Origin of the sequence: Serratia sp. CY74737, from assembly GCF_052166775.1 — a bacterium.
GTDB lineage: Bacteria > Pseudomonadota > Gammaproteobacteria > Enterobacterales > Enterobacteriaceae > Serratia > Serratia ureilytica.
The window spans coordinates 217006-228329 of the sequence record NZ_JBJNOF010000009.1; the positions used below are offsets into that span (position 1 = coordinate 217006).

Here is an 11324-nt window from a genome sequence, read left to right on the forward strand (position 1 = left end):
AACCCAAACAAGCGAAACATGCGTTTTGGAATGGCTTATTAACAAAAACATGACACGGATCTAACAAATGCAGTGAAAGCCATCGGGTAACGCGCCCCGCGCGTGCGCCACGCCGGGCGTCGGCAAAAACTGCGAGCGGGCGCGCAGTTTGCGGTTTCCGCGTTTCCCGACCATCCTTACTCGGCAATAATGGACATATCCCTATCTCAGGAGGACCTGACATGCAGCTCAGCAGTAAGGTGCGGATGAACCGCCTGTTCAATAACGGCAAGTGCCTGGATGTGGCGATCGATCACGGCATCGCCAACGAACCGGATTTCTTAATCGGTCTGGAAGATATCGAACGGGTGATGGGCAACCTGATCGCCGCGCGCCCCGACGCCATTCAGGTCAACTACGGCCAGGCGGAGCTGCTGCAGCGCGCGCCGCAGCGCGAAAAGCCGGCGCTGGTGATGCGCACCGACGTCGGCAACGCCTATAACGCCGCACGCCACCGTGAGATGTGGGCGGTGTTGCACAACCCGGAAGCGCCGATCCTCGCGGCACTGCAAATGGACGCCGCCGCGGTGGTGGTCAATCTGTATATGATCCCGGATGAACCCGGCATTTTCCGCCAGTGCGTAGAGAACATCGGCCGCCTGCGCCACGCCTGCGATCGCTACGCCATGCCGCTGATGATCGAACCGCTGGTGATGGCCCCGGCCGGCCAGGGCGCCGCCTACGGGTCGCTCGGCGACGTGGAAAAGATCGTGCCGCTGGTGCGGCTGGCGCGCGAACTGGGCGCCGACATCATCAAGGCCGACCCGACCGAACGGGTGGAAGATTTCCACCGCGTGGTGGAAGCGGCGCGCTGCCCGACGCTGGTGCGCGGCGGCGGCAAGGGGGAGCTGGGCCCGGTGCTGGAGAAATCCGCGGCGCTGATGGCCCAGGGCGCGTCCGGCATGGTCTATGGCCGCAACGTGTATCAACACAGCAATCCGTCGCAGGTGGTGCGCGCCCTGATGGCGATCATCCATCAAGGCGCCAGCGGCCAACAGGCGCTGGAGATCTACCACCAGCAGTGACCCGCTTTTGTAACTAAAATAACCCCTTCGCGACCCGGCAGCATGCTATAACCTGCTGCCGGTAACTGCAGCTTGCCTCATTCCTCGCTAGAATACGCCGTGATATCGCCATTCGGAGAACCGCCATGCCAAAACAACGGGTGCCGCTCAAGCTGAGCACCTCCATCACGCTGATGGTGTCCGCCATCATCGCTTCGGTGCTGCTGGTGGTGTTCGCGCTGTTTTTCGTGCAGATGAGCCGCGAAGGGCAAGATCAGCTGCAGCAAAAAGCCATCGCTATCGCCAACACGCTGGCGCTCTCGAGCACCGTGATAGACGGCCTGCAGCGACGCGATCAAAGCGGCGCCGTGCAGCGCTTCGCCGAGCAGGTGCGCCATCAAAACGAGCTGCTGTTCGTGGTGGTGGTGGATATGCAGGGCATCCGCTATTCGCATCCCAAACCCTGGCTGATCGGCAAACATTTCATCGGCGAAGATCTGGCGCCGGCGCTGCAGGGCAACGTCAACAGCGCCATCAACCGCGGCACGCTGGCCCCGGCGCTGCGGGTGTTCGTGCCGGTGTATGACGAGCAGCGGCGGCAAATCGGCGTGGTGGCGCTCGGCATCGCACTGGACACCGTGCAGCGGGTGGTGGCGGAAAGCCGCTGGATCATCTATTGGACCATCGCCTTCGCCGCGCTGGTCGGCAGCCTGGGCACTTTTTTCCTGGTCTCCGCGCTCAAACGCATCATGCTGGGTTTCGAGCCTTACGAAATCTCCAACCTGTTCGAGCAGCGCAACGCCATGCTGCAGTCGATTAAAGAAGGCGTGATCGCGGTCGATAATGATTCCCGCATCACCATCGTCAACGACGAGGCCAAGCGCCTGCTGCGCCAGAGCGGCCCGGTGGAAAACCTGCTGCTGGACGCCGCCAGCAAGCATTGGCCGGCGCAGCTGCATCTGGCGGAAGTGCTGGCCAGCGGCAAGCCGCTGCGCGATCGACAGATCAGCTTCAACGGCAGCGAACTGCTGACCAATACCGTGCCGGTGATCGTCAACGGCCAGGTGACCGGCGCCATCGCCACCTTCCGCGACAAGACCGAGGTCAGCCGGCTGCTGCAGCGCCTGAGCGGCATGGCGCACTACGCCGATGCCCTGCGGGTGCAGTCGCACGAATTTATGAACAAGCTGCACGTGATACTCGGCATGCTGCACATGAAGGCTTATCAGCAGTTGGAAAACTACATCATCAATACCGCCAGCAACTACCAGGAAGAGATCGGCGCGCTGCTGCGCAAGATCCACTCGCCGGAAGTGGCGGGCTTCTTCATCGGCAAGATCAGCCGCGCTCACGAAGCCGGCATCGAACTGACCATCGAGGAAACCAGCCTGCTGCCGGAAACCGACGACGCGGAAACCACGCACGTGCTGATCAGCGTGCTCGGTAACCTGATCGAAAACGCCATCGACGCCATCGACGGCGTTGAAGGCCACGAGATCGGCCTGAGCTTCCATCACCACGACGATCAATTACACTGTATCGTCAGCGACGACGGCCCCGGCATCGATCCGGCGATCGCCGCGCACATCTTTGAACACGGATTTTCCACCAAGGGAACGGGACGCGGCATCGGCCTGGCGCTGATCCGCAGCCATCTGGAGAAACTGGGCGGCGGCATCGATGTCGAGTCCGAACCGGGCGAGCTGACCCAATTTTTCGTGCACCTTCCCTATCAGGCCAAGAGCGAAACCCATGATTAACGTACTGATTGTCGACGACGACCCGATGGTGGCGGAGCTGAACAAATATTACCTGAGCCAGATCGGCGGTTTTCACTGCCAGGCGACGGTCGCCACCCTGGGCCAGGCGCGCGCCCTGCTGGCCGACGCCAGCGTCAGCATCGATCTGGTGCTGCTGGATATCTACATGCAGCAGGAGAACGGGCTGGATCTGCTGCCCGGCCTGCGCGAGCTCGGCGAGAAGACCGATGTGATCATCATTTCTTCCGCCAGCGATGTGAACACGGTGCAAAAGGCGCTGCACTACGGCGTGGTGGATTACCTGATCAAGCCGTTCCAGTTCAGCCGCTTCAAGGAGGCGCTCAGCCACTATCGACAACAGTCGCAGCTGCTGGCGCAGCGCGAGTTTTCGCAGGCTGACGTCGACAGCCTGCTGCGCCGCCAGCCCGGCGGCCAGGAGAGCAAAAAGCTGCCGAAGGGCCTGACCAGCATCACCCTGAGCACGGTCTGCGAGTGGATAGAACAGCAGCACGACAGCGAATTCTCCACCGACAACCTGGCCAACGCCATCGGCATTTCGCGGGTGTCCTGCCGCAAGTACCTCATCTATCTGGCGGAAAGCGGCATTCTCGGCACCCGCATTCTGTACGGCGCGACGGGCCGCCCGGTCTATCTGTATCAGCTGAAGCCGGACGCGATCGCCATGCTGAAAGAGCATTGCCGCCCGGCATAAACGACGCCGGGCGCTGCAAGCGCCCGGACGTTGAAAGCTAGAAGTTGTACATGTAACACCTCGCCTCGCGGTGAGGATCTTTCGAGTGTATCCGCAGGCAGCGCCGCTTTTTCTGCTGTTGCTCCAACTGACGCTGCTGCCGCTTGGCGGCTTCTGCGGCCTCGCGCTGCTGCTCACGCGCGATCGCCTGCTCATTGGCCTGCGTCAGGCTGTCGACATTCCACACCTTGTGGCGCAGCGCGCTGCGTTTTTTCTGGTACTCCTCGGGGACTTTATTGTCCTTCGGCGGCGCCGCGTGGTATTCCAAATCCACCCGCGCCTCCACGAAGCAGGCGCAACACAGGGCCACGCCGGCCAACACTAGCCTTTTCATCGATAAACTCCTGACAAATCCCTGTTCTTATCTTTAGCAATTCAGCGGCCGGCCATTCAGCCAGGCGCGGCAATAAACGCCGACAAACGGCCGATGCGGCCCCGTCAGAGACGTCCGCCGCAGACGCAGCGACAGGCAGCGGACGATATCGGCACCCTGCTCACAGGCCGATCGGGCGCTCTGATGCCCCTGCGCGGAAGGTCTCGCCGCTTCCTGCGTTTGCAACCGGATTTCCAACGCTTCCCGCTCCGCACGCAGCAGCGCCAGCTGCATGCGCTCCGCCTGAATCTGTTCAGCCAACCAAATATGCTGCAACAAGCCATCCAGCCGCGTCGGACACCCCGCCGCAGAGGGACTTTCCGTCGAGGCGCCGGGCGAGGAATGGCGATCGATGAACGCCTGACTGCAAAATGAGGCCAGCAGCGCCAGCGCCGCAGCGATTAACGAAGGTAGTTTCAATACACAAGCTCCATGAATAAGCCGACTGGGGCGCGCTGCGAAAAACGACGCAGAGAACCGTTCAACAGCCGTTGAGTGAAGACACCTGAGGCTCCGCGGGATCGGGCGCATGTTGCCCTCCCGTCGCCGGCGCTTTCGCGTTTTCGGCATCGCATTCCGCCAGACGCGCCAGGGTTTCGGCCTCATTCTCCGTGGGCGGGGTCGGCTCAGCCATCTCTTGTCGCAGGCCATGCGCCAGCTCTTTCAATTTCTTCTGAAACAGCACGGGAGAAATTCCCTCGCATTGCCGATCGTAACGGGCCGCATTTGCTTGCAGACTCAACAACGACATTATCAACATGGCGACAATACGCTTTGCCATTGAAAACTCCTGTAAGGATGTCTGGGTATGTTGATATATATTCAACAAGCAGAAATTCATCGTTTAAAGATAAATAACGCATCGGAAAAACAGAGTAGCGAATTAATAATAAACCGTTCCACAATATCTTTGAGATAACGTCTGCCGCCCCGCCGAATAAAGAGCGGCGGTTAGCGCCCCCCTATTTTCGACCAGTCCAGCGTACCGCCGATACCGACCCGGCCTTCATTCAGCACGGCAGCGGCGGATTCGCCGGCGATAATGCGCTGTTTCTGTTCTCGCGTTGCGGGCTGCGGTGTTCCCCAATTCCCCCAGTGAGTGGAGGAGGATGAGGATGAAACAGTGGGGTGAATGGCACTGCATCCGTTTAATACAAGACACAATGCCAGAAGAGAATTACGCCATGTCATACTATTTCCCTTAAAATAACGCTATTGGTAGTGACGGTAAATGAAAAACGAGTTTATTTAGTTTAATAACTTTCGCCGCATGCAATCGCCTGCGACAAAAAGAATACGCAAGTGTTAATCACCCGTTATTTTAATTAACCTGAATCAAACAAATATCGTTCAATAAGACAACGCTAATCGCAGAAATGGGCCAGCAGGCTCAGCGCACTTCCGAGTGCGCTGGGATCTTACTCTTCGCCGTCCGGCTGCCAGGCCAGCAGATCGCCAGGCTGGCAGTCGAGAATGCGGCAGATCTTGTCCAGCGTTTCCAGCCTGACTCCCTTGACCTTGCCGTTTTTCAACAGAGACAGGTTTTGCTCGGTGATCCCCACCTGCTCCGCCAGCTCCTTTGAACGCATCTTCCTTTTGGCCAACATGACATCAAGACTTACGATTATTGCCACTCTATTCTCACACGAAAGAAAGCTGTTCTTCATTCAGCCGCAACGCTTCCAGAAATACCCGGCTAAATACCAGGATTGCGCAGCCTACGATCAGCGAGCGCACCGACTCGCTATTGACGCCATAATAAAGGATAAACAGCATTTTTTCATCGGCGGTCAATACCATCACCTGCAGCAGACCGGCTAACGACGGGAACAACACATCGACGATCAGCAAGATGCCAATGATCTGCAACAGCACCATATTGTTGCGATGCCACACGTTGCCGCGGAAGAATTGATAAAACAGCCCGGCGCCGCACAGCAGCGCGCTGTAATAGGGCAAATAACCGAGCATGTCGATAACCAGCGTGGCGAACAGCGCCCAGCGTTGCTGCGGGATCGCGTAGGCGAGCAGCTCCGGGTAATATTCCCGGTAAGAGGCGACGATATCGCGATAGGCTACGCCCTGCAGCCAGTCCCGCACGATGATGAACATCTCAACGCCGGTGCTGACGATCAGCATCGCCATAATGAGCAAACACAGACAACGCACATACAGCGGCAGATGGATCCTTGGCGCAGCGCCCATAATTTTCTATCCCTTAATCAACAGCAATAAATTATCGTAAAACGATAATTTATTGCTGTCAATGATCAAGTGGACTGATGAGTCAGGCGGTGGTCGCCAACGCGCGGACAATAAAAAAGGCCGGGCTAACCCGACCTTGTTTGACCGCTCGACGCGCTTAGACCAGTTCGATCACCTCGAAGTTGGCTTCGCCGCTCAGATCGGCATCGTAATCAACGCCCTGCAGACCGAAGCCGAACAGGCGCAGGAATTCCGCCTTGTAGCCCTGGTAATCGGTCAGTTCGTTGATGTTGCTGTCGTTCAGCTGCTTCCAGATTTCACGGCAGGTTTCCTGCACTTCGTCACGCAGTTCCCAGTCATCCAGGCGCAGACGGTGTTTCTCGTCGGTATCCGGCGCCGCACCGCTGTACAGCTTGGTGGCGAACAGACGCTGGATCTGCTCGATGCAGCCTTCGTGAATGCCCTGCTCCTTCATGATCTTGAACACGATGGAGATATACAGCGGCATCACCGGAATGGCGGAAGAAGCCTGCGTCACCACCGACTTGAGCACCGCAACGTAAGCCGCGCCGCCTTTGGCCTGCAGCTTCTGGTTGATGGCGTGCGCCGCGCGATCCAGATCTTCTTTCGCCTTGCCCAGCGTACCGTGCCAATAGATTGGCCAGGTCAGATCGGTACCGATGTAGGAGTAAGCGACAGACTGCGCGTTATCCGCCAGCACGCCCGCTTCGTCCAGCGCGTCCATCCACAGCTGCCAGTCCTGGCCGCCCATCACCTTCACGGTGTCGGCGATTTCTTGCTCGTTGGCCGGCTCGACCACGGCCTCAACCAGCACGTCTTTGTTGGTGTCCAGCGCAACGGATTTGTACGGCTCGCCGATCGGCTTCAGTGCGGAACGCACCACTTCGCCGGTTTCCGGCATCTTACGCACCGGCGAAGCCAGCGAGTAAACCACCAGGTCAACCTGGCCCAGGTCTTTTTTGATCAGATCGATCACGGTCTGACGGCACTCGTTGGAGAATGCGTCGCCGTTGATGCTTTTCGCGTACAGGCCTTCTTCTTTAGCTGCCTTGTCGAAACCGGCGGAGTTGTACCAACCGGCGGAACCGGTTTTGCCTTCGCTGCCAGGCTTCTCGAAAAATACGCCGATGGTGGCCGCACCGCTGCCGAAAGCGGCATTGATGCGCGAGGCCAGACCGTAACCGGTGGAAGCACCAATGACCAGCACCTTTTTAGGCCCGTTTTTCAGTTCGCCGCGCGACTTAACGTAGGCGATTTGCTCACGGACGTTGGCTTCACAGCCTGCCGGGTGAGCGGTGGTGCAGATAAAACCACGAATTTTAGGTTTGATAATCATAGTAATTTTTTCTTGGTAGCTAAAAACCGAAGGACAATATACCTGATTTTCTCGATATACTTAAGAAAGTGCGAAAACAAGCGCAGTGAACAGACCAGTTTAGTCGAGGGATCAGGGTTGACCAACTCCGCATCGTGATGCCTCCACGCGCCACGCTTCGCACCCTCAGCGCGTTCAAGCCTTCCCTCTTAAAATCAGCAAAAGTTGATCATGCTTCTGGCGTTGCGTTATGGTGTGGCTGTTTTTCGGTCGAATATCAGGGAAGATAAAATCACCAGGAACAGTGATGGAACCGACTTTATATTATATTTTTTCTACTCTCGCTGCCGCGGCCTGTCTGGCCGTGAAATACGTCTTCAGACCGTCTCTGGGTTCCAAGGGTTATGTCGTTCTGGTTACGATATGTTTTTTAATCCTTTGCTGGCAATTTACCCTTTTTGCCAACGGCAACGCGATGTTTATTGCTGACTCTGAAACATGGACCAAAGAAAATTGGCCTTTACGCTACTGTGCGTTAGGGTTTGCTCTTGCACATGCCTTCGCCACTTTCGAATCCTCCAGAAGAAAGAAAAAAGACAAACTTTCCTGAAGTCGTCACCACCAAATGAAACGCCATTTGGTGGTGACAAGGTAGATCCATTACGCCTTGTACTTTTCCAACTGCTCGATCAGCGTGTAACGCAGCGATGAGGCGTCGGCCGGTACGTTCTCCACCGGGGTGACGCGCACTTTCAGCCGATACTGATAGCCTGGTTCGAAGGTGAAACCCTCGATGCCGGTATAGAACAACTCCCACGGCTGCTGCGCGGAGCGGCGCACCTGCATGCACTTCATCGGGCCGACGCCCACGCAGTCCACCAGCGAGCTGTTGACCAACAACACTTCCGTTTGGCCGCCTTTCTCGTTTGCGGGCTGATTCATCGAGGTTCCCTCCTGGCTGCAGCCGGCCAGCGCGGCCAACGCAACAAATAACAACGCTTTAATTTTCAATGTACTGCACCAATAGTCATCCAGGGGCGCCATGCTAACAAATTAACCGGCTCAAGAGAACGGATAGCGATACGGTTCCACACGCCCAAAATATCATTCCTCGGTGCTCTATCAGTCTGGAAAATATCGCAAAATAAACCCCCTGTTCTTATCCGAACCGGTAATTACCCCCGCTATTTTTTCTGTTAAAAACAGCTGGCTTGCGCAAGCTTTACTGAATTTAACTGAATCGATAAAGAGGGAATTTTATGCAAGAGATCGATGCCAAACACTTTCACCTGATCGCCGGTGCCGGTAACTTTGCCGACAACCGCGGCAGCAATGGCCGCGTCAACAACAACGGCGGCAACAAGAACGGGGGCGGGTCATCCAATCAGGGATTCTACGGCAAGCACACCTCGCCGGATTGCGTTAACGGCGTGATCACCGGTTCTCTGGGCGGCCTTGGCGGCCTGGCGGTGGGCGCGCTCAACGGCGGCTGCTTCAAGGAAGGCAGCAAAGGCGGCGGCAACGTCGGCATGGGGAAAGGCGGCAACAAAAACAGCGGCAGCAACTGCAATAGCAATAAAGGCGGCAATACCTGTTCGCGCTAAGCGGTTTTAATTAATCAAAGCCCCGGCTGAGCCTCTCCGTTCGGTCGGTGCTTTCCGTATTTTTGGTGATAACCATGTTTAAACTGTTTCGTACCTTATGCCTGCTTCTCGGCTTCTGGATCGCCACCCTGCTGCTCAGCGGCGCGGGGGTCTCCTTTACCCACGGCTACGCCGCGCCTAAAAATCTGTCGCATTTCGTCGTCTCGCTGGTGGTGGTCAGCGCCATCCTGCTGTGGACCCATAAATTGCTGCGGTTCTTTTTTGCCGAAAAATTTGAGAAGAAACCGCGCTAAGCCGTGTTCTTATTGGGGGCGCCGCCCGCAACGATAAAACCGGCATCGCGAATCGCCGCCTTAACCTGCCTGGCGTCCATCACGGCCGTTTTCACATAGCCAAAAAAGGCCACCCGTGCGCTGGGCAAACGGATTGGCGTCGCCAGTTGGGCCATAAGATCACGATTGCGCTGCGCCATCAGCTCGGCGCGCGCATGCCAAAACGCGGTGGCATCGGCGCGTGTTTCAGTGGCGGTGTCGAACCGAGACGCCAACTCGCTGAGCGCCTCCCACTCCGCCAACAGGGCGGCGATCACTTCAGGATTAGCCACCTGCTCCCAGTCAGAGGGTAAGGCCCCCTCACGCCACGCATTGAGATAGCCGGGCAACATCATCTTTAATTGACTCAGTTGCTCGTTCACTGCGGGTTACCTTTTATAGCGCCTGATGCCGGGATATTTCCCATAATGACACTCTCGTTAAACCGTTGATGGGAGCAATAGCCGAAGCTTATCAGCGCCATAGATGACGTAATGACTTTTGGTGCGGCCAAATTAGCGATGTGTGCGGTTGGGGAGTGAGACGAGAGCTCGGGCTGATGGCTGTGACGCGAAAAGAGAAACGGGGATTGTTGCTGGCGTCTTAGGTGAAATTTACTTATAAATCAATCACACAAAAAAAGACCGAATACGATTCCTTTATACGAAGAAGAATGAAAATATCCTTTTTTAACAACGCCTTATCAACCTTTCGGTCTTTGCAATCCCTTGCTATACCTTGCATTCCATGCTTTTAATTTCAGATAGTTACCAGAACCCTCGGAGCAATTCGGAATAATTTAGGTACTAAAACTCTCAATCACAAACGCTAATATACTCGCGCACGCGGCAGATCACTCAGCCGTGTCGTGTATGCCGGCGACAGTAGCTCACGCTTCATTGACCACACCTGATGCGCCCCTTGTCCTGCGAACCACAGTTTTGCCTTCCCCGAGTTATTAATCCGATCAAGCACCCCCATCAGTTGTTCGCTGTTATGCCGTGGTTTGTACTCATCGAACAACCCCAACTGAGCCACGCCCTGACTGTAAAAATCCTGCAGCATCACCCCGCCTTTTTGATACCGATGGCCGGGTTGCCAAATCGCATCAAGGCAACGCATAGCCGCGGCAATAATATCGCGAGTATCCTGTGTGGGTACGCTCAGTTTTATGCTTGCAGTATTGCCGTAGTATTCCTCATTGATGGCAAATGGGCTGGTTTTGAGCCACGCGCTAACATGCCGGCAATACTGATGCTCCTCCCTCAGCTTCTCTGCTGCACGCGTCGCGTACATGCAAATAGCCTGATGCATCTGGTCATAATCGGTTATCCGATCTCCGAAGCTGCGGCTGCAGATGATCTGTTGTTTTGTCGGCGCAAATTCCTCCAGCTCGAGACAAGGCTGACCACGTAGCTCGCGGACGGTTCGCTCTATCACAACGCTGAAATGCTTGCGGATCATCGTAGTGCTTGCATCGGCCAGTTGTAGTGCCGTTTCTATACCCATCATGTTGAGCTTTTTCGATATCCGGCGTCCGATACCCCAGACCTCATCGACAGGCACGAGGCCCATCAATTTGCGCTGGCGCCCTTCATTGGACAGATCCACTACTCCGCCAGTCTTGTCCCACTTCTTCGCCGCGAAGTTTGCCAGCTTGGCTAACGTCTTGGTTTGGGCAATGCCAACGCCTACAGTTAGCCCAGTGTTGCGCAGTACCTTGGCCCTCACCTGGCGGCCGAAAGTATCCAGATCAATGCAGTTACGAACTCCAGTCAGATCAAGAAAACTTTCGTCAATTGAATACACTTCTACGCGTGGCGCCATCTCTTCTAAAACAGCCATCACACGCTGAGACATGTCGGCGTATAGCTCATAGTTGCTGCTGAACGCGATGCCCCCTGCGCGCTCAAATTCCCGCTTAATTTTGAAATAGGGTTC

At 56.3% G+C, this 11324-nt stretch carries 15 protein-coding genes; 6 read left to right on the top strand and 9 right to left on the bottom strand.

Annotation, left to right across the window (positions count from 1 at the left end; all coding sequences use genetic code 11):
* Nucleotides 1-221 precede the first annotated feature (221 nt).
* The 3 genes from ACJ8PE_RS15320 to dcuR all read left to right on the top strand — a co-directional run bounded on the left by ACJ8PE_RS15320 (nt 222) and on the right by dcuR (nt 3515).
* Nucleotides 222-1064 carry a class I fructose-bisphosphate aldolase gene (locus ACJ8PE_RS15320; RefSeq protein WP_033642729.1) on the top strand — a complete coding sequence of 281 codons (843 nt, stop codon included), beginning with the start codon at nt 222-224 and terminating at the stop codon, nt 1062-1064.
* 125 nt (nt 1065-1189) lie between these two features.
* Nucleotides 1190-2803 carry a sensor histidine kinase gene (locus ACJ8PE_RS15325; RefSeq protein WP_033652021.1) on the top strand — a complete coding sequence of 538 codons (1614 nt, stop codon included), beginning with the start codon at nt 1190-1192 and terminating at the stop codon, nt 2801-2803.
* A complete protein-coding gene (gene dcuR / locus ACJ8PE_RS15330) occupies nt 2796-3515 on the top strand; it encodes a two-component system response regulator DcuR (RefSeq protein ID WP_033642727.1) in 720 nt (239 codons plus the stop codon). Before ACJ8PE_RS15325 ends, dcuR begins: the two co-directional genes overlap by 8 nt.
* Nucleotides 3516-3552: 37 nt before the next feature.
* On the opposite strand, the gene ACJ8PE_RS15335 is transcribed toward dcuR, so the two are convergent.
* The 6 genes from ACJ8PE_RS15335 to fabV all read right to left on the bottom strand — a co-directional run bounded on the left by ACJ8PE_RS15335 (nt 3553) and on the right by fabV (nt 7489).
* Nucleotides 3553-3888, bottom strand: coding sequence for a hypothetical protein (locus ACJ8PE_RS15335; RefSeq protein WP_197792830.1), 336 nt, complete (start codon nt 3886-3888; stop codon nt 3553-3555).
* A gap of 33 nt (nt 3889-3921) precedes the next feature.
* Nucleotides 3922-4347: a hypothetical protein gene (locus ACJ8PE_RS15340; RefSeq protein ID WP_197792829.1), complete on the bottom strand. Its 426-nt coding sequence runs from the start codon at nt 4345-4347 to the stop codon at nt 3922-3924.
* A gap of 61 nt (nt 4348-4408) precedes the next feature.
* Nucleotides 4409-4708, bottom strand: coding sequence for a hypothetical protein (locus ACJ8PE_RS15345; RefSeq protein ID WP_033642724.1), 300 nt, complete (start codon nt 4706-4708; stop codon nt 4409-4411).
* 637 nt (nt 4709-5345) lie between these two features.
* Nucleotides 5346-5561, bottom strand: a complete 216-nt coding sequence (locus ACJ8PE_RS15350) for a helix-turn-helix domain-containing protein (protein ID WP_025302459.1) — start codon at nt 5559-5561, stop codon at nt 5346-5348.
* A gap of 7 nt (nt 5562-5568) precedes the next feature.
* Nucleotides 5569-6132 carry a DUF2975 domain-containing protein gene (locus ACJ8PE_RS15355; protein ID WP_033642723.1) on the bottom strand — a complete coding sequence of 188 codons (564 nt, stop codon included), beginning with the start codon at nt 6130-6132 and terminating at the stop codon, nt 5569-5571.
* A gap of 157 nt (nt 6133-6289) precedes the next feature.
* Entirely contained in the window at nt 6290-7489 is a 1200-nt protein-coding gene (gene fabV, locus ACJ8PE_RS15360; RefSeq protein WP_033652019.1) for an enoyl-ACP reductase FabV, read from the bottom strand.
* A 286-nt stretch (nt 7490-7775) separates the two neighbouring features.
* On the opposite strand from fabV, the gene ACJ8PE_RS15365 reads away from it, so the two are divergent.
* Entirely contained in the window at nt 7776-8078 is a 303-nt protein-coding gene (locus tag ACJ8PE_RS15365) for a hypothetical protein (RefSeq protein WP_197751891.1), read from the top strand.
* A 50-nt stretch (nt 8079-8128) separates the two neighbouring features.
* On the opposite strand, the gene ACJ8PE_RS15370 is transcribed toward ACJ8PE_RS15365, so the two are convergent.
* The gene (locus ACJ8PE_RS15370; protein WP_089196932.1) at nt 8129-8479 is read right to left on the bottom strand and encodes a DUF4377 domain-containing protein; all 351 of its coding nucleotides are present in this window, start codon (nt 8477-8479) and stop codon (nt 8129-8131) included.
* Between the two features lie 248 nt (nt 8480-8727).
* Here ACJ8PE_RS15370 and ACJ8PE_RS15375 point away from each other — a divergent pair, with 248 nt between their 5' ends.
* The gene (locus ACJ8PE_RS15375; protein ID WP_033642719.1) at nt 8728-9072 is read left to right on the top strand and encodes a hypothetical protein; all 345 of its coding nucleotides are present in this window, start codon (nt 8728-8730) and stop codon (nt 9070-9072) included.
* A 74-nt stretch (nt 9073-9146) separates the two neighbouring features.
* The gene (locus tag ACJ8PE_RS15380) at nt 9147-9365 is read left to right on the top strand and encodes a hypothetical protein (RefSeq protein WP_070914785.1); all 219 of its coding nucleotides are present in this window, start codon (nt 9147-9149) and stop codon (nt 9363-9365) included.
* Here ACJ8PE_RS15380 and ACJ8PE_RS15385 read toward each other — a convergent pair.
* Nucleotides 9362-9766, bottom strand: a complete 405-nt coding sequence (locus ACJ8PE_RS15385) for a hypothetical protein (RefSeq protein ID WP_197762137.1) — start codon at nt 9764-9766, stop codon at nt 9362-9364. The two genes, ACJ8PE_RS15380 and ACJ8PE_RS15385, sit on opposite strands and share 4 nt — an antisense overlap.
* Before the next feature lie 445 nt (nt 9767-10211).
* Nucleotides 10212-11324 (bottom strand): translesion error-prone DNA polymerase V subunit UmuC (umuC, locus tag ACJ8PE_RS15390; RefSeq protein WP_442536801.1); only part of this gene is annotated, 1113 nt, incomplete at its 5' end.

Excerpts from the sequence above, each read along its gene's own strand:
- ACJ8PE_RS15355 (WP_033642723.1), bottom strand. The coding sequence starts at position 6,132 with ATGGGCGCTGCGCCAAGGATCCATCTGCCGCTGTATGTGCGTTGTCTG.
- ACJ8PE_RS15335 (WP_197792830.1), bottom strand. The coding sequence starts at position 3,888 with ATGAAAAGGCTAGTGTTGGCCGGCGTGGCCCTGTGTTGCGCCTGCTTC.
- ACJ8PE_RS15345 (WP_033642724.1), bottom strand. The coding sequence starts at position 4,708 with ATGGCAAAGCGTATTGTCGCCATGTTGATAATGTCGTTGTTGAGTCTG.
- fabV (WP_033652019.1), bottom strand. The coding sequence starts at position 7,489 with ATGATTATCAAACCTAAAATTCGTGGTTTTATCTGCACCACCGCTCAC.
- ACJ8PE_RS15325 (WP_033652021.1), top strand. The coding sequence starts at position 1,190 with ATGCCAAAACAACGGGTGCCGCTCAAGCTGAGCACCTCCATCACGCTG.
- ACJ8PE_RS15375 (WP_033642719.1), top strand. The coding sequence starts at position 8,728 with ATGCAAGAGATCGATGCCAAACACTTTCACCTGATCGCCGGTGCCGGT.
- dcuR (WP_033642727.1), top strand. The coding sequence starts at position 2,796 with ATGATTAACGTACTGATTGTCGACGACGACCCGATGGTGGCGGAGCTG.
- ACJ8PE_RS15320 (WP_033642729.1), top strand. The coding sequence starts at position 222 with ATGCAGCTCAGCAGTAAGGTGCGGATGAACCGCCTGTTCAATAACGGC.
- ACJ8PE_RS15365 (WP_197751891.1), top strand. The coding sequence starts at position 7,776 with ATGGAACCGACTTTATATTATATTTTTTCTACTCTCGCTGCCGCGGCC.
- ACJ8PE_RS15380 (WP_070914785.1), top strand. The coding sequence starts at position 9,147 with ATGTTTAAACTGTTTCGTACCTTATGCCTGCTTCTCGGCTTCTGGATC.